Source organism: Tessaracoccus luoxuelianae (assembly GCF_055326245.1).
The window spans coordinates 96,711-122,814 of sequence record NZ_JBUZNO010000003.1; the positions used below are offsets into that span (position 1 = coordinate 96,711).

The following is a 26,104-nucleotide window of genomic DNA, read 5'->3' on the forward strand; positions in this document are numbered from 1 at the left end:
TGCCGCCTGCGTAATGTCGCGCGGCCTGCGCTTCAGCGCGGGCGGCGCGCACCAACGCAGGCGCCTCCACAGGCGGCCCAACCCAAGGCAGGCGACGGGAGCCAACGCAGGCGGCCCGAACTCACGCACGCGCCTGGAGACCACGCGAGGGCACAGCGCATTTGATGAGTGAGTGTTCACTCACTACACTTCCACCTGTGACCCGCGCTGCCCCCATGCCCCCCGAACAGCGCCGCGCCGCCATCATCGAGGCCAGCATCCCCCTCCTTGGCGAGCACGGCCAGGCCCTCACCACCCGGATGGTGGCCGAGGCGGCCGGGGTGGCCGAGGGCACGATCTTCCGCGTGTTCGACTCCCTCGACGACCTCATCTCCGCCACCATCAGCGAGGCGCTGTCCTCCGAGCGGCTGACCACCCGCCTCGCCGCGACGGACCTCTCGGGCGACATCGAGACCCAGACCCGCGCCGCCATCGAGCTCATCGAGCAGTACCTGCACTCGGTGCACACCATGTTCGTCGCCGCGCACGGCGCCGCCAAGCACACAGCCCCTCACGCCGCCCAGTGCGCCCGCACCGAGCTCGAGGCCCGCACGGCCGAGCTCGACGCCTGGATGACGGACGCCTTCGCCCCCCACCGCGACCACATCACCATCCCCCTCGACGCCTTCGCCACGCTCCTGCGCACGTTCGCCGTCGGGCACGCCTCACGCTTCGTCTCGTCGTCGCTCTCACTCGACGACCTCGCCCGCCTCGCGCTCCACGGGGCGCTCCGAAAGGACACCGAATGCTCTCCCGCTTAGGGCGGCTCATCAACCGCTACATCCGCCCCTACTGGGGGCTGCTCGCGATCGTCATCGTGCTGCAGACCATCGCAACCATCATGTCGCTGCATCTGCCCACCCTGAACGCCCGCATCATCGACGAGGGCGTCGTCACCGGCAACACCGACTTCATCTGGAGCACCGGCGGCATCATGCTGCTGCTGACGGCCGTCCAGGGCGCCGCCCAGATCGCCGCGGTGTGGGCCGGTGCCAACGCGGCCATGCAGTTCGGCCGCGACGTCCGGGCCGCGATCTTCGAGCGCGCCCTCTCCTTCTCCGCCCGCGAGCTGAACAAGTTCGGCGCCCCGTCGCTGATCACGCGCAACACCAACGACGTGCAGCAGGTCCAGATGCTGGTCCTGATGAGCGCAGTCATGCTCGTCTCTGCCCCCATCACCATGGTGGGCGGCGTCTTCATGGCGCTGCGCGAGGACGCCGGGCTGTCGTGGATCATCCTCGCCGCCGTCGTCGTCCTGGGTGCCGGCATCACCATCCTCATCGTCAACATGGGCCCGCTGTTCGAGATCATGCAGAAGCGGATCGACACCCTCAACCGCGTCCTCCGCGAGCAGATCACCGGCATCCGGGTGGTGCGCGCCTTCGTCCGGGAGCCCCACGAGGCCCGACGCTTCGACAAGGCCAACGCCGAGCTGGTGGACACCACCACCACCGTCGGCCGGCTGATGGCCTTCCTGTTCCCCTTCGTCGGGCTCATCATGAACGTCTCGACCGTGGGCGTGATGTGGTTCGGCGCCCAGCGCATCGAGTCCGGCGACATCCAGATCGGCCAGCTCACCGCCTTCATCTCCTACCTGATGCAGATTCTCATCTCGGTCATGATGACGACGATGTTGCTGGTCATGGCGCCCCGCGCCGCCGTCTGCGCGGACCGCATCATGGAGGTCCTCGACACCGAGAGCTCGGTGGCCCCGCCGGCCAACCCGGTGGCGCCGTCGGGTGAGCGCGGCCACGTGCTGTTCGACCGGGTCAGCTTCTCCTACCCTGGCGCCGAGTCCCCGGTGATTCAGGACCTCTCCTTCGAGCTCACCCCCGGCACCACCACCGCGATCATCGGGTCCACCGGGGCCGGCAAGACCACCCTGATCAGCCTCATCCCCCGCCTGTTCGACGCGACGCAGGGACGGGTGCTCGTCGACGGCGTCGACGTGCGCGACCTGGACCCGGACACCCTCTGGGCCCGGATCGGCCTCGTGCCGCAGAAGCCCTACCTGTTCTCCGGCACCATCGCCAGCAACCTGCGCTACGGCAAACCGGACGCCACCGACGACGAACTGTGGTCAGCGCTCCGCGTCGCGCAGGCGGAGGCGTTCGTGCTTGAGAAGGAGGACCAACTCGGCGCGCACATCTCGCAGGGCGGCACCAACGTCTCCGGCGGGCAGCGACAACGCCTCGCCATCGCCCGGGCGCTGGTGAAGAAGCCATCTGTCTACATCTTCGACGACTCCTTCTCAGCCCTCGACGTGGCCACCGACGCGCGCCTCCGGGCCGCGCTCCGGCCGGAGACCGCGAACGCGGCGGTCCTCGTGGTGGCGCAGCGCGTCTCCACCATCACCGCCGCAGACCTCATCCTCGTCGTCGAAGACGGCCGGATCGTCGGTCGCGGCAACCACGACGAACTGCTGGCGTCCAATGAGACGTACCGCGAGATCGTCGAGTCCCAGTTGAGCGCCGAGGAGGCCGCCGCATGAGCGAGAACAAGGCAATCCCCGTCAAGGCCAACGAGCGCCCCAAGCACGCCCCCACCCACCGCGGCGGCCCCGGGCACGGCCCGATGTCCGGCAGCGGCGAGAAGGCGGCGAACTTCAAGGTGTCGGTCCGGCGCCTGCTCAGCCACCTGCGCCCGCAACGCGCCGGCATCATCCTGGCCATCGCGATGGGCGTGCTGTCGGTGGCACTCAGCGTGGTCGGGCCCAAGATCCTCGGCCGCGCCACGGACCTCATGCTGTCGGGCATCATCGGCGGCCAGATGCCCGCCGGCGTGACCAAGCAGCAGGTCATCGACGCCGCCGTCGCGGAGGGCAACACCGACTTCGCCGACCTGCTGCGCAACCTGGACTTCATCCCGGGTGAGGGAATCGACTTCGGCGCCATCGGCGTGATCCTGTTGTGGGTGCTCGGCCTCTACGTGGTGTCGTTCGTCTTCTCCTACATCCAGGGCTGGGTCCTCAACGGCGCCGTGCAGAAGTCGATCTACCAGATGCGACGCGAGGTGGCCGCCAAGCTGGACCGGCTTCCGCTTTCCTACTACGACAAGCAGCCCCGCGGTGAGGTGCTCAGCCGCGTCACCAACGACATCGACAACGTGTCGCAGACGCTGCAGCAGACCCTGTCGCAGCTGCTCAACTCGCTGCTCATGGTGATCGGCGTGCTGATCATGATGTTCTGGATCTCCCCCATCCTGGCGCTCGTCGCGCTGGTGTCGGTGCCGATCGCGATGGTGGTGGTCTCCGTGATCGGGAAGCGCTCCCAGAAGCTGTTCGCGCAGAACTGGAAGTCCACGGGTGAGCTCAACGCCCACATCGAGGAGGCCTTCACCGGCCATTCCCTGGTGAAGGTGTTCGGCCGCCAGAAGGAGGTCGAGGCCGAGTTCCAGGTCCGCAACCAGGAGCTGTACAAGGCGGGCTTCGGCGCCCAATTCATCTCCGGCATCATCATGCCGGTCATGTTCCTGGTCGGGAACCTCAACTACGTGGTGATCGCCGTCGTCGGCGGCCTGTGGGTGGCGTCGGGCCGGATGAACATCGGCGACGTGCAGGCGTTCATCCAGTACTCGCGCCAGTTCACGCAGCCGCTGACGCAGGTGGCGTCGATGGCCAACCTGTTGCAGTCCGGCGTCGCGTCGGCCGAGCGCGTGTTCGAGCTGCTGGACTCCGAAGAGATGTCGGAGGAGCCCTCCGGCGAGCTGAAGGTGTCGCGTGGAGAGGTGGTCTTCGACCACGTCGGCTTCTCCTACAAGCCGGAACAGCCGCTCATCCAGGACCTGTCGCTGACGGCGAAGCCCGGGCAGACGGTCGCAATCGTCGGCCCGACGGGCGCAGGCAAGACCACGCTGGTCAACCTCATCATGCGGTTCTACGACCTGCAGAAGGGCCGGATCCTCATCGACGGCGTGGACATCGCGTCGGCCCCGCGCGGGGAGGTGCGCGGCAACATCGGCATGGTGCTGCAGGACACGTGGCTGTTCGGTGGGACCATCCGCGACAACATCGCCTACGGCCGCCCTGACGCCACGGAGGAGGAGATCCGCGCCGCTGCGAAGGCCACGTTCGTGGACCGCTTCGTGCACTCGCTGCCCGACGGCTACGACACGGTCATCGACGAGGAGGGCTCGAACGTCTCGGCGGGCGAGAAACAGCTCATCACCATCGCGCGAGCCTTCCTCGCCGATCCGGCGCTGCTGATCCTCGACGAGGCCACCTCGTCGGTGGACACCCGCACCGAGGTGCTGGTGCAGCACGCGATGGCGGCGCTGCGCACCGGGCGGACGTCGTTCGTGATCGCGCACCGGTTGTCCACCATCCGCGACGCGGACCTGATCCTCGTCATGGAGGAGGGTCGCATCGTCGAGCAGGGAACCCATCACGAGCTCCTCGACGCGAGGGGTGCGTACTACGACCTGTACCAGAGCCAGTTCAACGCGGCGATCGAGGAGGAGACCGCTGCCTGACCCGCTCTCGCTCCTGAGGAGGTCCACCCGCGAAGCGGCGTAGCCCGTCCTTTCGCCCGCGGAGCGGCGTGGCCCGTCCTTTCGCCCCCTGAGGAGGGCCGCCCGCGGAGCGGCGCACGGAGCGGCGCAGCCCGTCCTTTCGCCCCCCTGAGCTGAGGAGGACCGCCCTTTCGCTCCCTGAGGAGGGCCGCCCGCGGAGCGGCGTGGGCCGTCTCGAAGGGTCGTGACTACCACCTTCACGCGGATCTCGTGGTCCGGTGCGGTGAGCCGTGAGTCGATGCCCGGGCGGCCATTGTCCAGGGTCTCCTTGACGACCGCACGACGTTGTGTCGCCGGGTTGTTGAGGCCGCCCGGGCATCGTCTCCCGTCTCGCCGCACTCGTCTGCCTGTGGCCTGGTCGGGTCCGGGTCCGCGACGGCAGGGCGGGCCTGGGTCGGGCCTGCCCAGGCGGGACGCCAGCTGGGTGATCCTCGAGTTGGGCATCACTGCGCCGAGCCGCCCCACCGTCACCCACCCTCGCGCTCCCTCACGACTGTCTTCGGCGCCAGGCACGGGCCCGCCGGAGGCTAACTGTCACGTCTGAGGTCGTAGTCGACGCTAGACGTGACAATGAGGGTGAGGGCTCCGAATCCCGGCCCTGCCGCAGGACCCCGACGGGCGCGTCCCGTCGTCTCATTCGGCGTGGCGGGCCCTGTGGCGCCTGCGTTGAGTCTGCGCGCCCGCGCTACAGCGCCGGCGGCTGAACCCAGGGCAGGCGGCTCCGGGGCGCCTGCGATCTAGCGCAGGCGAGCAGACACACAAGCCAGGCGACGCGACGGGAGGCAGGCGACGCGACGGGAGGCAGGCGACGCGACGGGAGCCAGGCGACGCGACGGGGCAGCAGGCGGCGGGTGGTGGGGGCCGGGGAAGGTTGGGTGGGCGTTGATGACGGCGCGGCAGCGCGAAGCGCCGCCGCCGGCATCATGGGCGGCCCGGCCCCCACCACACGTCGCCAACCCGACCACAGGTCCTGCAGGCAAGATGACCCAAATCCCTTGTCAGCTCACTTTCCTTAGGCTTCGAGGCCGCTCCGCGGCACCTCAGCCCGCGGGGGAGGTGGCGGGAGGATCACCAACCGTTCGACGACACCAACCGACCCGCGACCTCGCGGTAGCGCGCAGCGATCTCCGGCCGCGACACCGCCTCGTAGGTCTCCGTCGACGACGACTCCCACGCCGGCCGCGACCCCGTCAGCGCCCACGCCGCCTGGCGTGCGGCACCCAGCGCCACGTACTCCGCCGGGGCCGGCACGTCGACGGGAACCCCGAGCACCTCGGGAGCCAGCCGTCGGACGGCCTCGGACTTCGCGCCTCCGCCGATCAGGCTGACCCGCTCGATCGAGACGCCGAGCCGACGAATCGCCTCCAGACCCTCACCCATGAGGCACAACAACCCCTCGACGGCGGCCCGCGCCACGTTCTCGGGCGTGAAGTTCTTGAGCGTCATGCCCACCAGCGACGCCGTCGCATCGGGCAGGTTCGGCGTCCGCTCCCCCTCGAACCACGGCACCATGACCAACGCCTCGGCGCCGGAAGGAGCCGAGAGCGCAAGCCGCGACAGTTCGTCGAAGTCCACCCCCAGCACCCGTCGGGCCGCATCCAAAATGCGCGCCGCGTTGAGGGTCGCGGTCAGCGGCAGCCAGGAGCCCGAGGCATCGGCGAACCCGTTGACCAGGCCCGACTCGTCGTAGGCCGGCGTCGACGATACCGCCGCGACGACGCCCGACGTCCCCAGCGACACACTCGTCTGCCCAGGGCACAGGTCCAGGCCCAAGGCCGCGCCGGCGTTGTCGCCGCAGCCCGGCCCGAGCACCCAGCGCCCGCCGTCGACGCCCTCAGAGGGCGCCAACACCCGCGGCAGCACCACCGACGACGCGTCACGCCGCAGTGCCAGCGACAACAGGTCCCGCCGGTACTCATTGCGCACCGAATCGAAGTAGCCCGTGCCCGATGCGTCGGAGCGATCCGTCACGAGATCCGTCAGAACCCCGGTTCCCTGGATCTTCCAGGTCAGCCAGTCGTGCGGCAGTGCCACCGCAGCCACGCGGGCCGCGTTATCCGGCTCGGCGTCCGCCATCCAGCGGAGCTTGGTGTTGGTGAACGACGCCAACGGCAGGTAGCCCACGGCCGGGACCCACCCGTCGAACTCCTCACGGAGCTGACGGGCGGCCTCGGCGGAACGGGTGTCGTTCCAGAGCAGGGCCGGCCGGATGACCTCACCGGAGGCATCCAGCGCGACCATCCCGTGTTGCTGGCCGCCGACGCTGATCGCGGTGACGTCGTCGAGCCCACCCGCGGCGGCGGAGGCCGACTGGAAGGCGGTCCACCAGTGGTCCGGGTGCACCTCCGTCCCGTCGGGATGGGAGGTGGCGCCCTGGCGGACGATCTCACCGGTGTCGGCGTCAACCACCAGCACCTTGCACGACTGCGTCGACGTGTCGACGCCAGCGACCAGCGTCACGGCTTAACCCCTCAGGCCTTGAGCAGGTGCCGGATGGCGGCCTGCTGCAGCTCGACGAAGTGGTACTCGCGGGCACCCTTCTCATCGGGGTCGGGCATCTCGGCGGCGCGCAGGTCCGCGATCGTCTCGCCCTCGGCGAGCGTGGGCTCGGCCAGCTCGAAGATCGAGGCCTGGCGCATGAGCTCCTGGACGGCCGGGTCGGCACGGAAGGCGCGGGCGCGCTCGGCCAACAGGGTGAAGGTCTCCATGTTCGCCTTCGCCGAATCCCAGATGCCCTCGACGCCCTCGGTGCGGCCGGGCTTGTAGTCGAAGTGGATGGGGCCCTCGTAGCGGGGCGCGTCCGGGCTGGCCGGGAAGCCGTTGACCAGGAGGTCGACGGTGAAGAACGAGCTCATCAGGTCGCCGTGGCCGAAAGCCAGGTCCTGGTCGTACTTCAGGCCGCGCTGGCCGTTGAGGTCGATGTGGAACAGCTTGCCCGCGTACAGCGCCAGCGCGAGGCCGGTGGTGTAGTTGAGGTTGGCCATCTGCTCGTGGCCCACCTCGGGGTTGAGGCCGACGATGTCGCCGTGCTCCAGCGTGGCGATGAGGCCGAGAGCGTGCCCGATCGTCGGGAGCAGGATGTCGCCGCGGGGCTCGTTGGGCTTGGGCTCGAGGCCGATCTTCAGATCGTAGCCCTTGTCCTTGATGTACCCGGCGATGGTGTCGAGGCCCTCGGCGTAGCGGGCGTGGGCGGCGAAGTAGTCCTTGGAGGTGTCGTACTCGGCGCCCTCACGACCGCCCCACATCACGAAGGTGGAGGCGCCCACCTCGGCGGCGATGTCGACGGCGTTCAGAATCTTCTTCAGGCCGAAGCGGCGCACACCACGGTCGTTGGAGGTGAGGCCGCCGTCCTTGAAGATGGGGTGGCTGAAGGTGTTTGTGGTGACCATCTCGATGGTCAGGCCCGACTTGTCGCAGGCGTCCTTGAGCTGCTTGATGCGGCCCTTGGCGGTGGCCTCGTCGGCATCGAAGGGGTAGATGTCGTTGTCGTGGAACGTGATGCCCCAGGCGCCGAGCTCGGCGAGCTTGTCTGCGTAGTGCCAGGGGTCGAACTCGGGGCGGGTGTCGGAGCCGAACGGGTCGGTGCCGCGCCACCCGACGGTCCAGAGGCCGAACGAGAACTTGTAGTCGTGATCAGTCATGGGGGTCTCCTCGTCGAGAAACGATATTGTTTTCGTCCTGAACTTATAACGATTCTGGGCTAGAGTCAAGCCCATGCGCACACGTTTCGATCCCGCGGCCGGAGTGGCCAGGCAGGGCAGCCTCCGCGCCAGCAATCTCTCGCTGGTGGCCAGGTACGTCTTTGCCAGCGACACAGCCCCGGCAAGGGCGAACGTCGCCCAGGCCACGGGCATGACGCGATCGACGGCCTCGCGCATGGTCGACGAGCTGGTGGCGGCCGGCATCGTCTCGGAGTCCAGCCCGCTGCCGGCCACCAAGCGCGGGCGCCCCGCCACGCCGCTGCACCCCCGCGCCGGCACGCTGTTAGCGCTGGGCCTGGAGATCAACGTCGGCCACAGCGCCGCTCGACTGGTGGACCTCACCGGCACCGTCGTCGCGGCGGCGGACGCCGCCACCCACTACGTGGACCTGTCCCCGGCCGAGGCACTGGCCCGCGTGGCAGGGCTCGCCCGGGAGTGCCTGGGCGCGCTCCCCGAGGGCGGCAGCCTGGTGGGCATCCAGCTCGCCGTCCCGGGCCTGGTGGACGCGTCCACGCACATGGTCCTGCGCGCCCCCAACCTCGGCTGGCACGACGTGGACCCGCGCGCCCTTCTTCGCGACGGCGGGCTCCCCGAGGTGGACGAGGTGGACTTCGGCGTGGCCAACGAGGCCGATTGCGCTGCCATCTACGTGGGCCACGAGCGGCCCGGCCGCCCCGGCCCCCTGGACGCCTTCCTCTACCTCTCCGGCGAGGTGGGCATCGGATCGGCCCTCGTCATCAACGGTTCCGTCTCGCTGGGAACCCGCGGCTGGGCCGGGGAGATCGGCCACACCTTCATCGACCCGGACGGGCCGCAGTGCGGCTGCGGCGCCAAGGGCTGCCTCGAGCGCTACGCCGGCACCCGCGCGCTCACCGAGCTGGTGGGCGTCGGCTCGATCGAGGAGGTCCGGCAGGCCTTCCTCGACGGCGTCCCCGCGGCCGTGGACGCCGTGCGGGCGGCTGGGCGCGCGCTCGGGCTCGCCCTGGCCAACGCCGGCAACCTGCTCGACATCACCACCGTCGTGTTCGGCGGCGACCTCGCGGTGCTCGTCGAGGAGTACCGGCCCTTCATCCAGCGCGAGCTGGACACCCGGCTGCTGGCCAGGCCCTTCACCGAGCCCGCCCTCATCGCCGCCACGCCGGACCACGCGGCACCGGCGTTCGGCGCGGCCTACGTGGCACTGGAGCGGGTGCTCGACGACCCCGCGCGTTGGGCCCCGCCGTCGAGCGATCGCGCTTGATTAGTTGAAGTTTAAACTTTAGACTGGGGGTATGAGCCTTCACGCCGACACCCACATGGGTCGCCTCGAGCTGCGCGTCCGCGACATGACCAGCATGCTCGCCTACTACACCGACGGCGTGGGCCTCGAACCGCTCATCGACGAGCCCGGCTCGGTCACACTCGGCCACTCCCAGACCCCGATCGTCCGCCTCACCGAGGCCAAGGACCTGCGCCCCGCGCGGCGCACCGACGCGGGCCTCTTCCACACCGCCGTCGTCTACGCCGAGCTGCCCGCCCTGGCCGCCACCCTGGTGCGGATGTATGAGCGGTATCCGCAGACCTACGCCGGCACGGGGGATCACCTCGTGTCCCAGGCCTTCTACTTCACCGACCCTGAGGGCAACGGGGTGGAGCTCTACCACGACCGCCCCCGCGACCAGTGGCAGTGGCACGGCAGCCAGGTCCAGATGGCCACCCTCTATATCGACCCCAACGAGTTCGTCGCCAAGTATCTCGCCGGCACGGACCCCGCGACACTGCCGCCCACCGAGGCCGAGCTGGGTCACGTACACCTCCAGGTGGGTGACGTCGCCACCGCCCGCTCGTTCTACGTCGACGCGCTGGGGTTCGAGCAGACCGCCTCCCTCGGCGGCTCGGCCCTGTTCGTCGCGGCGGGCGGATACCACCACCACATGGCGATGAACGTGTGGAACTCCGCCGGCGCCGGCCCGCGACACAACACGCTCGGCATGGGGGTCATCGACATTCTGGTGCCCACCGCCGAGGAGATCGCCAAGGCCGACGAGCGGCTGCGCTTCTCCGGCCACGCGCCGACGTTCGACGGCCGGACGCTGTCCGTGCTCGACCCGTGGAGGAATGAGATCCGCCTCACCGTCGGCTGACACGCCGCGCGCCAGCGTCAGGTCTCGACGCCTGCCCTCTATCGCAGGCGCCCCAGAGCCGCCAGCGTTACGTTGGGCCGCCCGTGCTGGAGCGCGGGCGGTCCAACCAGGCGCAGGCGCGACCACGGGGGACCGACCCAGCGCAGGCGCGGCGACTGTGGACCGACGGAGTCAGCGGACCTCCCTGCGCCGCTAAGCTCATGCCCACCGGCCGAAGGGTCCCCATGCGCACCACGCGAGCCAGACCATGACCCACGAGGAGCTCAACCTCGTCGTGCTGGCCGTGTCCGGCATCTTCCTCGCAGCCGTGGTGGCGGTACGCATCTCCTCGCGCAGCGGGATGCCCGGCATGCTGCTCTACCTCGGCATCGGCCTCATCATCGGCGAGGCGGGCCTGGGCATCCGCTTCGACGACAGCCAGCTCGCGTTCAACCTCGCCCTCATCGCCGTCGCGGTCCTCCTCATCGACGGCGGATTCACCACCCGCTGGGCGGATCTGCGCCCCGTCGCCCTCCGCGCCGGAATCATGGCGACGGCGGGCGTCATGGTGAGCGTCACGGTCGCGGCCACCTTCGCCGTCCTGATCCTGGGCCTGGATCTTCGTACCGCGATCCTGCTGGCCGCCATGGTGTCCTCCACCGACGCGGCCGCCGTCTTCGCGATCCTGCGGCGGCTGCCGATCAAGAACCGCGTCCGCACCACGCTGGAGGGCGAGTCCGGCTTCAACGATCCCCCGACGATCGTGCTGGTCAGCGTCGTCGCCTCGGACGCCTGGAGCGAGGGGTCCGTGGCCGCGATGCTGGGCACCGCGCTCTTCCAGCTCGTCGCCGGCGCGCTGATCGGGCTGATCATCGCCCGCATCGGACAGGTGGTGCTGGCCCGGATCTCCCTCCCGTCCGCCGGGCTGTATCCGTTGGCCACCCTGACGATTGCGATGGCGGCCTTCGCGACGGCCGGCATCGCCGGGGGCTCCGCCCTTCTGGCGGCCTACGTGGCCGGAATCTGGCTCGGCAACCAGGCCCTCCCCCACCACTCCACCACCGAGGGCTTCACCGAATCCCTCGGGTGGCTGGCGCAGATCGCCCTGTTCATCATGCTCGGGCTGCTGGCCTCGCCGGCCGAGCTCCCCGGCGCCATCGTCGACGCCCTGGTGATCGGGTCGGTCCTGACGTTCGTGGCACGTCCCCTCTCGGTGTGGCTGTGCCTGGCACCGTTCAAGGTGCCCTGGCGCGAGATGGCGTTCACCTCCTGGTCCGGGCTACGAGGCGCGGTGCCCATCATGCTGGCCACCATCCCGCTCACCGAGCACCTGCCCTACGCCAGCCACATCTTCCACGTCACGTTCCTGCTGGTGGTCACCTTCACCCTGCTCCAGGGACCCACCCTGCCCCGGTTCGCGCGCTGGATGGGCGTCACCGAGGCCATCTCGCAGCACGCCGTCGCGTTCGACTCCTCGCCCCTGGAGGGGATCGACGCCACCCTGGTGCAGGTCACCGTCCCGCCCGGCAGCCGCCTCACCGGCATGTACGTCGACGATCTCCGCCTCCCCGGCGGCGCGGTGGTGTCCATGGTGATCCGCGGAGACGCGATCCTGGTCCCGGACAGGAGCACCCGCCTGCGCGAGAACGACCAGCTGCTGCTCGCGGCACGGACGGAGCTGGTCGAGCGCACCCAGCGCCGCCTGGAGCTGCTCCACGAGGGCGGCACCCTGGCCCGGTGGGTGACCTCTGGCCGGAACCGTCGACGGCTCACCGACGACGCCTGAGCGGAAAGCTCCCGCCCACCGGCCTGCCGCGACAGAATGGGGTCCCAGAGAAAGGACCACCCATGACTGACTTCTGGAGCGAGGACCCGCGCAGCGCCCTGCGCGTCGGACCCGACTTCGACCTGTCCACCTTCGACCGGGCCGGCACCCCGGGCTGGACGGGCGACAAGGATCAGGCCGAGGAGACCATGAAGGAGCGCGGGGAGTTGCTCTCCGAGCTTCAGGAACGCCTCTTCGCCCATGGCCGCGCAGGGGGCAACCGCAAGGTCCTCGTCGTGGTGCAGGGCCTCGACACGGCCGGCAAGGGCGGCATCACCCGCCACGTGATGGGAATGGTGGACCCGCAGGGGGTGGCGCTGCGCAGCTTCGGGGTCCCCACCCCCGAGGAGCGGCGGCACCACTACCTGTGGCGGATCAAGCGCGGCCTCCCCCGCCCCGGGCTGATCGGCGTGTTCGACCGCTCCCACTACGAGGACGTGCTCGTGGTGCGGGTCGAGGAACTCGTCGAGGAGGAGGTGTGGCGCAAGCGCTACGCCGAGATCAACAAGTGGGAGAAGTCGCTCGTCGACGACGACACGATCGTGATCAAGCTCGCGCTCATGGTCTCGCACGACGAGCAGGGCAAGCGCCTCATGGAGCGCCTCGACCGCCCCGACAAGCGGTGGAAGTTCAGCTCCGGCGACCTCACCACCCGCGCGAAATGGGACGACTTCCAGGAGGCCTACGCCGACGTGTTCCGGCTCACCTCCACCGATCACGCCCCCTGGTACGTCCTGCCCGCGGACCGCAAGTGGTACTCGCGGCTGGCCGCCACCGAGATCCTCACCCGCACCCTCGTCGACATGGATCTCAAGTGGCCCCAGCCGAGGTGGAAGCCGGAGGTCCAGCGACGACAACTGGCCGCGACGATGTCCCCGGACGCCCTGGCCGAATCGCTGGAAGACACGGAGCGTGTGGTCATGAAGGCCCTCGAGTCCAGCACCGAGGTCCGGGAGGAGTCGGTCATGCTGCGCGTCAAGGGGCAGGGCGACGAGGCCCATGGGGCCGCGCTGGAGGGGCTCCGGGCGAAGCGGGAGGGCCTGCTGGCCGATCTGGAGCGGACGCTGGCCCACAAGCGTGAGCTGCTCGCCACCGTCGCGCCCGATCTCCTTCCAGCCCCAGACGACGACGCTGCCGAGGAGGAGAAGAAGGGCAAGAAGAACAAGAAGAAGGGCGGTAAGGGGAAGAAGAAGTGACGCGCGGCGGCGCCGGTCAGGCCGTGGCCAACGGCGCAGCCAGCGCCGCCCGCTCCTCCGAGCTCAGGCTCTCAGCCAGGCGACGCAGCGCGTCGATGCGCACGTCCGGCGCCACAGGCTCCAGCAGGCGCTCCATGTCGCGGGCCACGACATCCGCCTGCGGCGATACCGGCCGGTACTGCCAGGCGCGGTTTACCAACTCCCGCGACACCAGGCTCTTCTTCGCGAGCCTGTCCAGCACCGTCATGACGGTGGTGTAGGCGAGTTCGCGTTCCCGGTTGAGCTGCTGATGCACGTCCGCCACGGATTGGGGCACCCCGGAGGACCACAGCAGCTCCATGACGCGCTGCTCGAGTTCTCCACGTGAGGGCATGGGGCTAAGCATAAGGGGCGATCTCACCCCCCGGGGTGCACTCGTTGGGCAAATACGACCCTGGGTAGTACCGTCCAGCTATGGATGCTGTGACCCTGGCGCGGTGGCAATTCGGAATCACCACTGTCTACCACTTCCTCTTCGTCCCCATCACCATCGCGATGTCGATGCTGGTGGCAGTTCTCCAGACCTTCTGGGTGCGCACAGGCAACGACGCCTACCTGCGGCTCACGAAGTTCTTCGGGAAGCTCTTCCTCATCAACTTCGCGCTCGGCGTGGTCACGGGAATCGTGCAGGAGTTCCAGTTCGGCATGAACTGGTCCGAGTACTCGCGCTTCGTCGGAGACGTTTTCGGGGCCCCGCTGGCGCTCGAGGCCCTCCTCGCGTTCTTCCTTGAATCCACCTTCCTCGGCCTGTGGATCTTCGGCTGGGACAAGCTCCCCAAGAAGATCCACCTGATGACGATCTACATGGTGGCGTTCGGCACGATGCTCTCGGCGGTCTTCATCCTCGCCGCCAACTCGTGGATGCAGAACCCCGTCGGCACCGTGTTCAACAACGGCCGCGCCGAACTCGACGGTGTCGCGGGATTCCTCGAGGTGCTCACCAATCCCGTCCTCCTGGTGACCTTCCCGCACGTCATCGCGTCGTCCTACATGGTGGCCGGCGGCCTGATGGCGGGCATTGCGGGGTGGCACCTCGCCAAGATCAACCGCGACGGCGAGTCCAGGCCCGGCGACACCAGCGCCTACCGCTTCTCCGTGCGCTTGGGCGCCTGGGTACTGCTGGTGACCTCGATCGTCGTGGTCTTCACCGGAGACCTGCAGTCCAAGACCATGACGCAGGTGCAGCCCATGAAGATGGCCGCCGCCGAGGCGCTGTTCGACACCGAGAAGAACGCCTCGTTCTCCGTCTTCACCATCGGCACCCTGGACGGCACCGAGGAGGTCTGGGCGCTCAAGATCCCCGGCCTGCTGTCGATCCTGTCCGGCCATGAAGAGGTCAAGGGCATCAACGACCTCCGCGAGGAGTTCGAGACCGAGGGCTTCCGCCAGTTCGACGGGACCCAGACCACCATCCAGGAGCAGTACGCGGCCGAACTCTCCGCCAACTACCCGGACCTGGACCCCATGCCCATCGTGCCGGTCTCCTATTGGACCTTCCGGCTGATGATCGGCCTGGGGTTCGCGGGCATGGCCATCGCGGCGCTCACGCTCTGGGTGACCCGCAGGGAGCGTCTCCCGCAGCCGAGCACCCTGTGGACGTGGCTGATGTTCGCGATGCCGCTGCTGCCGCTGTTCGCGATCTCGTTCGGCTGGATCTTCACCGAGATGGGCCGCCAGCCCTGGATCGTCGCGGGCGTGATGCCGACGGCGTCGGGTATCTCCCCCACCGTCAGCGTGGGCGAGGTGCTGTTCTCGATGATCACCTACACGCTCATCTATGGCGGCCTGGCCGTGATCGAGGTGTGGCTGTTCCTCAGGTACGCGAAGGCGGGCCTGCCAGACGTCGCACCCATCGAGGTGCAGACGGATCCCGACGCCCCCATGACCTTCGCGTACTGAGAGAGGAGAACCAGAGATGATCACCCTGCTTGAAGCGACGGTGTCGGTTCCGACGCTGCCCATCGTGTGGTTCCTGCTGGTCACCGTGCTGTGGCTGGGCTACTTCTTCCTCGAGGGCTTCGACTACGGCGTGGCCATGCTGATCCCCGTCCTGGGGAAGAACGACAAGGACAAGCGTGTCCTCGTCAACACCATCGGCCCCGTCTGGGACGGCAACGAGGTGTGGCTGCTCACCGCGGGCGGCGCGATGTTCGCGGCGTTCCCCGGCTGGTACGCCTCGCTCTTCTCGGGGCTCTACCTGCCGCTGCTGCTCGTGCTGGTGGGCCTGATCCTGCGCGGCGTCGCCTTCGAGTACCGCTCGAAGCACCCCGACACCCGCTACCGGGCCATGCTGGACTGGTTCGCCACCGTCGGATCGTTCCTGCCGTCGTTGGTGTTCGGCGTCGGGTTCGCCAACTTCGTCATCGGCCTCGCCAACGACGGCCTGCTCTGGAACGGCTCCTTCTGGGTCCTGTTCGGGCCGTTCGCGCTGCTGGGCGGCGTGATGCTGGTGACCCTGTTCCTGGTCCACGGCTCGGCGTTCATCGCGCTGAAGACCAAGGGACACATCCATGAGCGGGCCGAGGCCTTCGGCTCGAAGGTGGGCTGGGCCGCCTCCGCGATGGTGGCGCTGTTCGTGATCGCCCAGAACGTGTTCTGGCCGGCCAACTCCGAGTTCGGTGACTTCACCGTGTTCGCGTGGGGCGCGGGGATCATCGCCATCGTGGCCATCCTGGGCGCCACGCTCATGATCACCAAGGGCCGCGACGGTTGGGGCTTCATCCTGACCGGCGCGACGGTGGTGACGCTGTTCATCGGCATCTTCATTCGCATGTACGGAAACCTTGGCTTCGCACAGGACGAGACGGTCCCCGTTGATGAGCGCCTCAACATCATCACCGCGGCGTCGTCGGACACCACCCTCACCATCATGACGTGGGCCGCCGTGATCTTCGTGCCGATCGTGCTGGCCTACCAGTCGTGGTCCTACTGGGTGTTCAGCCGCCGCATCTCGACGAAGAACATCCCCGACGAGATGGTCGCGGTCCACTGACCCCGCCCCACAAACGCGCGAGAAGGCCCACCCCAGACGGGGTGGGCCTTCTTGTCTGCCTGGTGGGTCAGGCGCGGCGCGACGACGGGGCGCAGTCCACGCAGACGTCCTCCGGGATGAGGCCCACGCGCATCAGGGCGACGAAGATGGTGCAGCCGAGGCAGAACCCGAGCGCAGCCTCCAGCCCAGGCAGCACGATCATGACGACGGCGAGCGCCGTCGCGGCCCAGATGAGGCCGGGGGTCGCGGTGAGGGAGTGGGCAATCCACAGCGCGGTGATGGTCGCGGTCATGACTGCGCCGATCCCGGCCGCGAACCGCTTGGGCGCAAACGGCGTGGGCTGCTTCGGGGCGGCGAGGCGCGGCCGGAGCCAGGCGCCGACGGCGCGCGCGATCGGGCTCCAGCGCGGGCCCCCAGCGGCGCGGAGGGTGAAGTCGGCGAAGAGGACGGCGTAGAGCCACCACTGCTGCGTGGCCAGCGCCAGCAGGCCGACGGCCACGACCACCGCCGCGATCAGCCGGACTGTCACGTCGTCGACGAAGGTGGGCACACGCGAAACAGTGATCTGGGGGGCGCGGGTGCTGTCGAGAAGGCTGCGCGTCGCGGGCTTGGTGTCGGTCACGGGTGAGGTCATATCTGGCTGCTCCGGTTCTGCGAGGGGGTGGCTGGCCGGTGGACGACGAGCACGCTGACCACAACAGTTGAAAGGGCAAGAACATTCCCCCCGTGTGCGGCGACGCGCGCGAGTGGTGAGAGACGAAGGCGCCCACCGGCCCCGCAGAAGGCCCCACTGGCCTTGTGGAACACTGGCCAGGTGGCAGGCCCCATCCATCCCCGACTGTTCACCCGCGCCCGCGCCACCCGTGGGTTCATGGTGGCGACGGTGCTCGTCGGCCTGGTCACCGCAGGGCTGCTCATCGTCCAGGCGCGGCTGTTGGCGGACTGGATCACCCTGGCGTTCGAGACTCAGGCCCTGCCGCCGGGGTGGCAGACGGCGCTGCTCCTGCTGGCGGCCGTGTTCCTGGCACGCGGACTGCTGGCCTGGCTGAGCTCAACTCTGGCCCACCGCTCCGCCGCGACAGTCAAGTCCCAGCTCCGCCGCGACATTCTCGCCGCCCGCCTCGACACCCCCGTCGGCGCCGCGTCGTCGGCCTCGCTGATCCGGATCGTCACCCAGGGCCTCGACGCCCTGGACGGTTACTTCTCCAAGTACCTCCCCCAACTGGGCCTCGCCGCGACAGTGCCGTTCCTCGTCGGCGGCGCGATCCTGCTGGCGGACTGGCCCTCGGCGATCATCGTCGCGTTCACCCTCCCGCTGATCCCGGTCTTCATGGCGCTGATCGGCTGGACCACGGAGAAGGCAACCCGCCGCAGCTTCGCCGTGGCGGACCGGCTCGCCAACCACTTCGCCGACCTCATCGCCGGCCTCCCCACACTCCAGGCCTTCGCCCGGGCGCGGGCGCAGAAGCGCGGGGTGGAGCTCGGCGAGGAGGACTACCGCGACGCCACCATGAAGGTGCTGACCATCTCGTTCCTCAGCTCGTTCGCGCTCGAGCTGCTGGCCACGCTGTCAGTGGCCGTGGTCGCGGTGACGGTGGGCTTCCGCCTGGTCTACGGCAACGTCGACTTCCCCACCGCCCTCTTCGTGCTGATCCTCGCCCCGGAGGCCTTCCTGCCGGTGCGGCAGGTGGGGGTCCACTTCCACGACTCGGCCGACGGGGTGGCCGCGGCGGACGCCGCCTTCGAGATGATCGACGGCGGGGCTGGGCACGCCGGCACCGAGCCCGCCCCGCGCGGCGGGTCCCTGCGGCTGGAGGATCTCACCTACGCCTATCCCGGCACCGCGGGCCGGGCCGTCGAGCATCTCAACGTGGAGGTGGCACCCGGCGAGGTGGTGGCGCTCACCGGCCCCTCAGGCGGCGGCAAGTCGACAGCGCTGGCCATGGCGCTCGGCTTCCTCACCCCGACGTCGGGCCGGGTCACCGTCGACGGCGTGGACCTGAGCGGCGTGGACCTCGCGTCGTGGCGGGGGCAGCTGGCCTGGGTGGGCCAGGAGCCCGGAATGCTCAACGGCACGGTGGGCGACAACGTCGCGCTCGGCTGCCCGGGCGCGGCGGAGGATGACATCCGGCGGGCGCTGGACGAGGCGGGGGCGGACTTTGGGCCGGACAAGCCCGTCGGCGACGACGGCGAGGGCCTGTCCGCCGGGGAGCGTCGCCGGGTGGCGCTGGCGCGCGCCCTGGTCCGGATCCGGCTGGGAGGCGCCCGGCTGCTGGTGCTCGACGAGCCCACCGCCGGCCTCGACGCCGCGACGGAGGCGCGCGTCATCGAGGCGGTGCGGGCCACCGGTGCCGGCGCCCTGATCGTGTCGCACCGCCCGGCGGTGCTGGTCGCGGCGGACCGCGTCGTGTCGACGGCGGGCGCTCCGATCCCTGCGGGGGCCGGCCCGCGAAGCAACACCCCGCTCCACGAGGAAGCCCGCCCGCGAAGCAACACCCCGCTCCACGAGGAGGCCCGCCCGCGAAGCAACACCCCGCTCCACGAGGAGGCCCGCCCGCGAAGCAACACCCCGCTCCCCGAGGAAGCAGACCCGCCACACTCCACTTCGCTCCCTGAGGAGGCCCACCCGCGGAGCGGCGAGGGCCGTCTCGAAGGGTCGTATCCCGCGACCTCCTCGCCCAGCGCCCCCACCTCCCTGCTCCGCGACCTTCTCGCCACCGCGCCGAAGGCCCGCACCCGCTTCCTGCTCGCCGTCCTCCTCGCCACCTTGGCGTCGGGCTCATCAGTGGCGCTGATGGGGGTCTCCGCCTGGTTGATCTCCTTCGCCGCCATGGCGCCGCCGGTGCTCTACCTCCAGCCCGCCGCGGTGGGCGTCCGCGCCTTCGGCATCTCGCGCGGCGTGTTCCGCTACGTGGAGCGCCTGGTGGGCCACGACGTCGCACTCCGCCTGCAGGGCGCCCTGCGCGTGCGGATCTACGCCAAGCTGAGCGCGACCACGCTGATCGGGCGGCGCCGCGGCGACCTGCTCACCCGGGTGGTGGCGGACGTCGCGGCCATCCAGGATCTGGTGGTGCGGGTGGTGATCCCCGTCGCCTCCGCCGCGACAGTCGTGGCCGCGACCAGCCTCATGCTCGCCCTCTTCAACTGGCAGAGCGCCGTCGCGCTGCTGGCCACAGCCCTCCTCGCGGGCGCGGTCCTGCCCCTGTGGACGCAACAGGCGAGCCGTGCCGCCGACACCGCGGCCGTCCCCACCCGCGGTCGCCTGGCCGACGGCGTGCGCGAGCTGGCCCGCACCTCCGACGACCTCGTCGCCTACGGGGCCGAAGCCCCCACGCTGGCGCGGCTGCTCGCCGTCGACGAGGAGCTCCGCGGGCAGGAGTGGCGGGGCGCCTGGGTGCGTGGCATCGCGACGGGGGGCCAGGTGGCGGCAGCCGGGATCGCCGTGCTGGCGGCGCTGTGGTTCGGGACGAACGCCCTCGCCTCGGGCGATCTCGACCCCCGTTTCCTCGCCGTCCTGGCCCTGACCCCCCTCGCCCTGCACGAGGTGCTGGGCACCTTCGCGCAGGCGGCGCAGACCCACACCCGCGCCAGGTCCGCGCTGGACCGGCTCGGCGAGGTGCTGAGCGAGCCCCCCGTCGGCCATGGAGACGCCGTCGCGGGCGACAACGGCGAGGCGGGGCTGCGCCTGACCGGTGCCGCGGTGGGGTGGCCGGGCGCGGGCCCGGTGCAGGAGGGCATCGAGCTCAGCGTGGCGCCCGGCGAGCAGGTGGCCGTGGTGGGGCCCTCAGGCGTGGGAAAGACGACGCTGGCCGCCACCGTCATGGGCCTGATCCCGCCGCTGGCCGGGGAGGTGCGACGGGGCGGCCGGGTGGGCTACCTGGCGCAGGACGCCCACATTTTCGCCACCACCGTCGCGGAGAACGTGCGCATCGGCAACCGCGACGCCACCGACGACGACATCCGCGCCGCCCTCGCGCGCGCCGGCCTGCCCCTGGACCCCGAGCGCCGGATCGGCGAGGCGGGCACCACGCTGAGCGGTGGTGAGCGACGGCGGCTCGCGATGTCGCGGCTGCTGGTGGGCAGCCCGGACGTCGTCATCCTGGACGAGCCCACCGAGCACCTCGACCGCGAAACGTCCACCGCCCTCATGGACGACGTGTGGCGCGAGTTCGCCGACACGCCGCTGCTGGTCCTCACCCACGACCCCGACCTGGTGGCCCGCTGCACCCGCGTCCACCGCTTGGACTCTGCGCCCCGCGCTGCAGGAGTTGGGCCGGAGCCGGGTCTCGTGGCGCGTGGATCGTTCGCACCGGGGCGCCCTCCGGGTTGAGCAGGGTCGCCCCTGGTGGGGCGCCCGTTCCGGGTGGAAAATGCAGATCTGGCTCACTCAGCTGGCCAGGCACGATGGGGCGCTTCTGATGAGCCTCTGATCCGGCTCGCGAGCCGTCGCCGCGGGCCGTGTCCGGCCCACACGTCGGCCCTTCCGCCGCCCTTGCGCCGGGGGGCACTATTGGTGCATGCCCGAGCGTGGACGGATCCCCGCCCTTGAGGGGCTTGTCGCGGTGGCGGCCGGCCTTGGGGCCGGGCACGGGCTGTCGGCGCTCGTCTCGGCCGGGTCCTCGCCCCTGTTCGCGACGGCCAACCGCCTCATCGACCTGACCCCCACCGTCGTCAAGGAATGGGCGGTGGCCACCTTCGGGACGGCCAACAAGCCCATCCTGCTGGTGGGCGTGGTGGCCGTCATCGCGCTCCTCGGGCTGGCCGTCGGACGCCTCGCCACCCGATCGCTGACGGCCGCCTGGCTGGCCACCGCCGCCCTGGGCCTGGTGGTCGGGGCGGCCGCGCTCACGGATCCCGAGGCAACGCCGCTGTGGGCCGCGCCGTCGGTGCTGGCCGTGCTGGTGGGCGGCGGGATCCTGACGGCCTTCTCCCGCCTCGGAGTCGGCGACGGCGACACACCCGGCCCGGTGTTGAGCCGACGGCGCGTCATCGTCGGGGCGGCCGGTAGCGGGGTGGCGCTGGCGGGGTTCGGGCTCGGCGAGCTGGCCCCCACCGTCGCTCCTGGCGGGCCGCCCGTCCTGCCGGTCCCGCCGAGTCCACTCCCTGCGCGGGCCGCTGGGCTGGAGGGAGAGGTGGAGGGGGTGTCCAAGCTCTACACCCCCAACGCGGACTTCTACCGGATCGACACCTCCCTCAGCCCACCCCGGCTCGACCACCGTGAGTGGCGGCTGAACGTCGAGGGCATGGTGGAGCGCCCGGTGACCCTGACCTGGGACGACCTCCTCGCGCTCGACGTGGTGGAGGCCGACATCACCATGCTGTGCGTGAGCAACCCCGTCGGCGGGCCGTACGTGGGGGCGGCGAGGTGGCTGGGCGTCCGGGTAGCCGACGTCCTGGCGATGGCCGGGCCCCTCCCGGAAGCCGACATGGTGATGAGCCGCTCGGTGGACGGGTTCACGATCTCCACCCCCATCCAGGCGCTGACCGACGACCGGATGGCCCTGCTCGCCATCGGGATGAACGGCGAGCCGCTGCCGCGCATCCACGGGGCGCCGGTGAGGTTGGTGACGCCCGGCCTGTACGGGTACGTGGGGTCGACGAAGTGGGTGACCAACCTGAATGTGACCACGTTCGCGCGGGATCAGGCCTATTGGACGGTCCGTGGATGGGACGAGCAGGGGCCGATCAAGCCGGCAAGCCGGATCGACGTGCCTCGCGATGGATCGACGGTGCCGGCCGGCCGGGCGGCCATCGCCGGCGTGGCGTGGGCGCAGGGAATCGGGATCGCGCAGATCGAGGTCAGCATCGACGAGGGGCCCTGGCGGGTGGCGAGTGAGGGCCCCGACGCGGGGATCGACATGTGGAGGCAGTGGACCCACGCCTGGGATGCGACCCCGGGCGAGCATCGGCTGGCCGTTCGTGTCACCGATGCGGACGGTCGGCCGCAGCCGGTCGGCCCCGCGGAGCCGTTCCCCAACGGCGCCGAGGGATACCACGAGGTCCGGGTCACCGTCGCCTGAGCCCCGCTGGTTGAGCCAGCCGCGGCGCGAAGCGCCCGCTCAACACCGCTGGTTGAGCCAGCCGCGGCGCGAAGCGCCCGCTCAACACCGCTGGTTGAGCCAGCCGCGGCGCGAAGCGCCCGCTGCTGCGTCGAAACCCACTGCACCGTCGCAGGAAGCCCTGACCCGAACCCGCCGTCGGTGCCGGGAGCCGTGAGCCGAGGCACGGGCGGCCGCTCTCCCCCGTCAGCACGCACCCGTGAGCGGGCCTCGGGTCGGCTATCGAGGCCGCCCGTGCCTCGTCTCCCGTCTCCCCGCACTCGTCCCCGGTGGCGTCGTCGAGTTCGGGCGCGTGCCGTCAGGGCGGCCTGGCGAGAGTCTGTCGAGGCGGGACGCCAGTTCGGTGACCCTCAAGCTGGGCACCCCGACGCAGACCGCCCTGCCGTCCCCCGCCCTCGCGTCCAACCCACGTCGCCGCCCCGCGACTCGCACCCATCTGGCTCACCGTCATTTCTGGTGGCGTAACGAACACCGGAAGTGGCAGTTCTGGTGTCGTAGTCGACACCAGAAGTGCCAGTCAACCGAATCCCCCCCGACGCAGAACCGCCCTGCCGTCCCCGAGCGTCGCACCCAATCGGCGACTCGCGCCGGCTCGTTTCGGGGCGGTGCCCCTTGGCGCCTGCGATAAGTCTGGCCGCCCGCGCTACAGCGCCGGCGCGCGAACACAGGACAGGCGGCTGGGGGGCGCCTGCGATAGAGCGCAGGCGCCGAGGCACAAGGCAGGCGACGAGACCTAAGACAGGCGACCGGACGGGCCAGCCGGGCGCGGGTGATGGGGCCTGGGGCTGGTGTGTCCGACGCGACGGAGACAGCAGGGCGCGGGTGATGGGGTCCGACGGGACGGGCCCGCAGGGCGGCGGGTGGTGGGGGCCGGGGCAGGTTGGGTGGGCGTTGATGACGGCGTCGCAGCGCGCAGCGCCGCCGTCGGCATCATGGGCGGCCCGGCCCCCACCACACGCCGCCAACCAGACCACCACGTCACAGCCGCCGAAACCGACCACAGCATCCACCGCCAACCCGATCTCAGCACCACCGCCAACCCCGACCGCAACCCGCAGCCAGGAACGCGCATGAAGATCAAGGCAGGACGAACCGCGACGCCAGGACCCTTCCCGCCTCCTCCGCGACCCTCGCGGCGTCCGTCAGCGCACCCTCGGCTGCGATATCCCACAGCGACACCGCTCCCGCAAGCCCGTCGACGGCGGCGTCGAGGCGCCCGGCCACCACCGCGACGCGCCCGTCCCCGGCCATCTCGCGCACCACGGAGACCACCTTGCCGCCGGCCGACTGGCTGTCGAAGCGGCCCTCGCCCGTGATCACCAGGTCCGCGCCGTCCAGCGCCGCCTCCAGACCCACAGCCTCCGCGACCGCCCGGGCCCCCGACTCCGTCGTCGCCCCCCACCGTTGGAGCGCGAAACCCGCCCCGCCCGCGGCGCCCGCCCCGGCTGCCTCGACGTCGCCGCCCAGCAGTTCGGCGAACAGCCCGACGTTGAACTCCAACTCGTCGACGATCCCCACCCCGCCCTTCTGCGGCCCTAAGACCGCGGCCGCGCCGAGGGGGCCGAGCAGCGGGTTGGTCACGTCCGAGAGCACCACCGCGCCACCCGGAGGCGGCGGCAGCATCGCGGAGAGGTCCACCGTCACCACGCGGGACAGCGCCGAGTTGCCGGGCGAGGTCACCTCGCGGCCCCCGTCGTCGAGCAGCCGCGCCCCCAACGCCACCAGGAGGCCGGCGCCGCAGTCGGTGGAGGCGCTGCCGCCGATGGCCAGCAGCAGCCGCGACACCCGCGCCTCCAGCGCCGCCCGGATGGCCATCCCGAACCCGGTGGTGTGCGCACCCCGCGCATCCAGGGGATCGAGGCCGACGATGCCGCAGGCGGCGGCCAACTCGACGACGCCCGTCCCGTCGGGCAGCCTCAGCCACGACGACTCCCGCGGGCGGCCCACGGCGTCGACCACCGACACAGGCACCCGCTCCGAACCTGGCACCGCCGCGAAGGCGTCCAGGGTTCCCTCGCCTCCGTCGGCCATGGGGTGGAGGGCGACGGTGTCGCGGGGGCGGACGGCCAGCCAGCCGGCGGCGATGCACTCCGCGGCATCCGCGGCTGTCAGGGTCCCTTTGAAGGAATCGGGCGCGACCACAATGTGCATGGGCTGAGCCTAAGGTGATCGACGGCGTCCGGGGCCGGCCCGGCCAACCCCGGTTACGCGACCGGCGCGAGCCGATAGAGTGACGTGGTGACCTCCCCCGCAGCGCCCGGCCGCCGCCTCAAGGTGGCGCAGTTCACGGACAACTACGGGCCCGGCAGCAACGGGCTGATGTTCGCGGTCCAGCAGCTCGAAGGCAACCTGTTGGACGCAGGCCACGAGGTGATCGTCGTGGCGCCGGAGACCAAGGGCCCCAACCCGCACCATGGGCGCCCCGGCCGCACCGAGGTGCGCCTACCGTCGGTCCGCGTACCGAAGATGCCCACCCGGGTGGCCAACGGCCGCCACTTCGACCGCACCATCGACCAGCTGGGCGAGATGCGTCCGGACGTGCTGCATGTGCACGGGTTCGGCACCGTCGGCCTGCTCGGCACCTGGGCGTCGCGGCGGCTGGGGATCCCGATGATGGTGACCTGGCACACGGACTTCGAGGCCTACGGCGACCACTACTCGGCCGTCCTGCCGCTGCTCACCGGTGTGTTGCGGGCGTTCGCGCGGATCACCAAGGGGCAGTTCGTCAGCGCCGAGGACATCAGGCTCGCCGAGATCCGCTACGAGGACCGGGGCAAGTCCACCGCGTCGCTGCTCAGCATCTGCGAGAAGATGCTGGAGATGGCCACGCTCACCACCACGCCGTCGCCGAAGACGGCCAGCCGTCTCCGCCTCATCTCGCCGGACGCCAGGATCGTCGTGGTGCCCAACGGCGTGGACCCCCTCCCGCCCGGCCCGCCGCCGTTCCCCCACCCGGAGGGGCCGCTGGTGCTGTACGCCGGCAGGATCGCGCCGGAGAAGGGCATCCCGCTGCTGGCCGAGGCATTCGACCTCGTGTACGCGCAGCGGCCTGACGCGCGCCTGTGCGTGGTGGGTGACTGGGAGCGGTATCCGCGCATTAAGAAGGTCCTGGCCGACGGCCGGGCCGCGGGCAAGATCATCCTGCCGGGCGAGCAGAAGCGCGACGCGCTGGGCGCGTACTACGGCATGGCGGACGTGTTCGCCTTCCCGAGCCTCACCGACACGCAGGCACTCGTGCTCCACGAGGCCGCCTTGGCGGGGTTGCCCATCGTGAGCGTCGATCACGAGCTCCAGCTGGTGATCGAACCCGGCGTCAACGGGGAGATCACGCGCCCGACGGCGGCGTCCCTGGCCGCCGGACTGATGCGGGTGATCGACCGCCTCGACGACGAGGCCTGGCGTCGGCACGCGTCTGAGCGCTCCGTCGAGCTGGCGTCGCAGTGGTCCATCGAGTCTCAGGCGGCGGAATTGCTTCGGCTGTACGCGGAGGTCGCGGCTACGCGCTGACCTCTCCCCCGGGCTGAGGCGCGAGGAGCGCTACGACGACCCCAAACCCGCTCCCGCTTGGCCGAGGGGTGAGACCCCACCCTCTGCAACTTGCTATCCAGAGCGCGGTATCTGTGTATATACGCAGATACCGCG

General features: G+C 70.5%; 16 protein-coding genes and 2 pseudogenes. 13 read left to right on the top strand and 5 right to left on the bottom strand.

Annotation, left to right across the window (positions count from 1 at the left end):
* Nucleotides 1-197: 197 nt before the first annotated feature.
* Genes ACZK39_RS05545 through ACZK39_RS05555 form a run of 3 tightly spaced genes read left to right on the top strand, consistent with a single transcriptional unit; the run spans nt 198 to nt 4,509 of the window.
* Nucleotides 198-800 (top strand): TetR/AcrR family transcriptional regulator, encoded by a 603-nt coding sequence (locus ACZK39_RS05545; RefSeq protein WP_463612770.1) that lies wholly within the window; start codon nt 198-200, stop codon nt 798-800.
* Nucleotides 785-2,530 carry an ABC transporter ATP-binding protein gene (locus tag ACZK39_RS05550; protein WP_463612771.1) on the top strand — a complete coding sequence of 582 codons (1,746 nt, stop codon included), beginning with the start codon at nt 785-787 and terminating at the stop codon, nt 2,528-2,530. The genes ACZK39_RS05545 and ACZK39_RS05550 overlap by 16 nt, the downstream gene beginning before the upstream one ends.
* Nucleotides 2,527-4,509: an ABC transporter ATP-binding protein gene (locus ACZK39_RS05555; RefSeq protein ID WP_463612772.1), complete on the top strand. Its 1,983-nt coding sequence runs from the start codon at nt 2,527-2,529 to the stop codon at nt 4,507-4,509. The genes ACZK39_RS05550 and ACZK39_RS05555 overlap by 4 nt, the downstream gene beginning before the upstream one ends.
* A 1,107-nt stretch (nt 4,510-5,616) precedes the next feature.
* On the opposite strand, the gene xylB is transcribed toward ACZK39_RS05555, so the two are convergent.
* Together xylB and xylA are read right to left on the bottom strand one after the other, a co-directional pair.
* Entirely contained in the window at nt 5,617-7,008 is a 1,392-nt protein-coding gene (gene xylB, locus ACZK39_RS05560; RefSeq protein ID WP_463612773.1) for a xylulokinase, read from the bottom strand.
* Nucleotides 7,009-7,019: 11 nt separating this feature from the next.
* Nucleotides 7,020-8,189, bottom strand: a complete 1,170-nt coding sequence (gene xylA, locus ACZK39_RS05565; protein WP_463612774.1) for a xylose isomerase — start codon at nt 8,187-8,189, stop codon at nt 7,020-7,022.
* Between the two features lie 73 nt (nt 8,190-8,262).
* On the opposite strand from xylA, the gene ACZK39_RS05570 reads away from it, so the two are divergent.
* The 4 genes and pseudogenes from ACZK39_RS05570 to ACZK39_RS05585 form a co-directional block, all read left to right on the top strand.
* The gene (locus ACZK39_RS05570; protein WP_463612775.1) at nt 8,263-9,489 is read left to right on the top strand and encodes an ROK family protein; all 1,227 of its coding nucleotides are present in this window, start codon (nt 8,263-8,265) and stop codon (nt 9,487-9,489) included.
* Between the two features lie 31 nt (nt 9,490-9,520).
* The gene (locus tag ACZK39_RS05575) at nt 9,521-10,372 is read left to right on the top strand and encodes a VOC family protein (protein ID WP_463612776.1); all 852 of its coding nucleotides are present in this window, start codon (nt 9,521-9,523) and stop codon (nt 10,370-10,372) included.
* A 247-nt stretch (nt 10,373-10,619) separates the two neighbouring features.
* A complete protein-coding gene (locus ACZK39_RS05580; protein ID WP_463612777.1) occupies nt 10,620-12,137 on the top strand; it encodes a potassium/proton antiporter in 1,518 nt (505 codons plus the stop codon).
* A 62-nt stretch (nt 12,138-12,199) separates the two neighbouring features.
* Nucleotides 12,200-13,045 (top strand): annotated as a pseudogene (locus ACZK39_RS05585) (PPK2 family polyphosphate kinase); the annotation flags it as partial.
* 343 nt (nt 13,046-13,388) lie between these two features.
* On the opposite strand, the gene ACZK39_RS05590 reads toward ACZK39_RS05585, so the two are convergent.
* Nucleotides 13,389-13,745 carry a BlaI/MecI/CopY family transcriptional regulator gene (locus tag ACZK39_RS05590; RefSeq protein ID WP_463612778.1) on the bottom strand — a complete coding sequence of 119 codons (357 nt, stop codon included), beginning with the start codon at nt 13,743-13,745 and terminating at the stop codon, nt 13,389-13,391.
* An 80-nt stretch (nt 13,746-13,825) separates the two neighbouring features.
* Between ACZK39_RS05590 and ACZK39_RS05595 the strand changes: the two genes are divergently transcribed.
* The gene (locus ACZK39_RS05595; protein WP_463612779.1) at nt 13,826-15,310 is read left to right on the top strand and encodes a cytochrome ubiquinol oxidase subunit I; all 1,485 of its coding nucleotides are present in this window, start codon (nt 13,826-13,828) and stop codon (nt 15,308-15,310) included.
* 16 nt (nt 15,311-15,326) lie between these two features.
* Nucleotides 15,327-16,403 carry a cytochrome d ubiquinol oxidase subunit II gene (gene cydB, locus ACZK39_RS05600; RefSeq protein WP_463612780.1) on the top strand — a complete coding sequence of 359 codons (1,077 nt, stop codon included), beginning with the start codon at nt 15,327-15,329 and terminating at the stop codon, nt 16,401-16,403.
* A 67-nt stretch (nt 16,404-16,470) separates the two neighbouring features.
* Here cydB and ACZK39_RS05605 read toward each other — a convergent pair whose 3' ends face one another.
* Complete coding sequence (locus ACZK39_RS05605; RefSeq protein WP_463612781.1) at nt 16,471-17,025, bottom strand: DUF4395 domain-containing protein; 555 nt, start codon at nt 17,023-17,025, stop codon at nt 16,471-16,473.
* 249 nt (nt 17,026-17,274) lie between these two features.
* On the opposite strand from ACZK39_RS05605, the pseudogene cydD reads away from it, so the two are divergent.
* From cydD to ACZK39_RS05620, 3 genes and pseudogenes are all read left to right on the top strand, one after another.
* Nucleotides 17,275-18,813 (top strand): annotated as a pseudogene (cydD, locus tag ACZK39_RS05610) (thiol reductant ABC exporter subunit CydD); the annotation flags it as partial.
* A gap of 285 nt (nt 18,814-19,098) precedes the next feature.
* Nucleotides 19,099-20,733, top strand: a complete 1,635-nt coding sequence (gene cydC, locus ACZK39_RS05615) for a thiol reductant ABC exporter subunit CydC (protein ID WP_463612915.1) — start codon at nt 19,099-19,101, stop codon at nt 20,731-20,733.
* A 187-nt stretch (nt 20,734-20,920) separates the two neighbouring features.
* Nucleotides 20,921-22,423: a molybdopterin-dependent oxidoreductase gene (locus ACZK39_RS05620; RefSeq protein ID WP_463612782.1), complete on the top strand. Its 1,503-nt coding sequence runs from the start codon at nt 20,921-20,923 to the stop codon at nt 22,421-22,423.
* Nucleotides 22,424-23,539: 1,116 nt separating this feature from the next.
* On the opposite strand, the gene ACZK39_RS05625 is transcribed toward ACZK39_RS05620, so the two are convergent.
* The gene (locus ACZK39_RS05625) at nt 23,540-24,613 is read right to left on the bottom strand and encodes a glycerate kinase (protein WP_463612783.1); all 1,074 of its coding nucleotides are present in this window, start codon (nt 24,611-24,613) and stop codon (nt 23,540-23,542) included.
* 87 nt (nt 24,614-24,700) lie between these two features.
* On the opposite strand from ACZK39_RS05625, the gene ACZK39_RS05630 reads away from it, so the two are divergent.
* Nucleotides 24,701-25,969, top strand: a complete 1,269-nt coding sequence (locus tag ACZK39_RS05630; RefSeq protein WP_463612784.1) for a glycosyltransferase — start codon at nt 24,701-24,703, stop codon at nt 25,967-25,969.
* The last annotated feature ends 135 nt before the right edge of the window (nt 25,970-26,104 follow it).

Coding starts and splice junctions, on each gene's coding strand:
- ACZK39_RS05550 (WP_463612771.1), top strand. CDS start 785: ATGCTCTCCCGCTTAGGGCGGCTCATCAACCGCTACATCCGCCCCTAC.
- ACZK39_RS05580 (WP_463612777.1), top strand. CDS start 10,620: ATGACCCACGAGGAGCTCAACCTCGTCGTGCTGGCCGTGTCCGGCATC.
- ACZK39_RS05575 (WP_463612776.1), top strand. CDS start 9,521: ATGAGCCTTCACGCCGACACCCACATGGGTCGCCTCGAGCTGCGCGTC.
- ACZK39_RS05625 (WP_463612783.1), bottom strand. CDS start 24,613: ATGCACATTGTGGTCGCGCCCGATTCCTTCAAAGGGACCCTGACAGCC.
- ACZK39_RS05590 (WP_463612778.1), bottom strand. CDS start 13,745: ATGCCCTCACGTGGAGAACTCGAGCAGCGCGTCATGGAGCTGCTGTGG.
- ACZK39_RS05555 (WP_463612772.1), top strand. CDS start 2,527: ATGAGCGAGAACAAGGCAATCCCCGTCAAGGCCAACGAGCGCCCCAAG.
- ACZK39_RS05570 (WP_463612775.1), top strand. CDS start 8,263: ATGCGCACACGTTTCGATCCCGCGGCCGGAGTGGCCAGGCAGGGCAGC.
- ACZK39_RS05620 (WP_463612782.1), top strand. CDS start 20,921: ATGCCCGAGCGTGGACGGATCCCCGCCCTTGAGGGGCTTGTCGCGGTG.
- xylA (WP_463612774.1), bottom strand. CDS start 8,189: ATGACTGATCACGACTACAAGTTCTCGTTCGGCCTCTGGACCGTCGGG.
- ACZK39_RS05595 (WP_463612779.1), top strand. CDS start 13,826: ATGGATGCTGTGACCCTGGCGCGGTGGCAATTCGGAATCACCACTGTC.
- cydB (WP_463612780.1), top strand. CDS start 15,327: ATGATCACCCTGCTTGAAGCGACGGTGTCGGTTCCGACGCTGCCCATC.